Below are 274 nucleotides of genomic sequence, written 5' to 3'. Positions count from 1 at the left end.
TAATAGAGGCGGAGGGTCTTGTCCTCGTTATTCTCAAACTTCACTTGTAAATCATAATAAGAAGCAATTTCAGAAAGTATCTGCTCGAAAGCCACATTCTCGAAAGTCTTGTGAATGACTGGCTTTTCTGGTTTCGGATGAGTCAGGGAATCCGTTGCTGCTACCTGCTTTGCGGAATCTGATTTTATGACTTCCGGATGAGTATCTGCGGTTACCTGGGTTGTTTCCTGGCTGTGCTTGATGTAAGTATGGATTGCGGCAAAGGCAATACCCG

The 274-nt window shown here is 44.5% G+C and carries 1 protein-coding gene; it reads right to left on the bottom strand.

Annotated features, from left to right (window positions below; genetic code table 11):
• On the bottom strand, window positions 1-274 hold a 274-nt coding region (locus tag DXD25_RS17040; RefSeq protein WP_187360513.1), incomplete at both ends, for a hypothetical protein.

This window comes from Prevotella sp. TF12-30, assembly GCF_003436715.1.
In the GTDB taxonomy this organism is placed as follows: Bacteria; Bacteroidota; Bacteroidia; order Bacteroidales; family Bacteroidaceae; genus Prevotella; species Prevotella copri_A.
The sequence above is the reverse complement of the archived record's forward strand: the minus strand, read 5'-3'. Positions and strand labels throughout refer to the sequence as shown.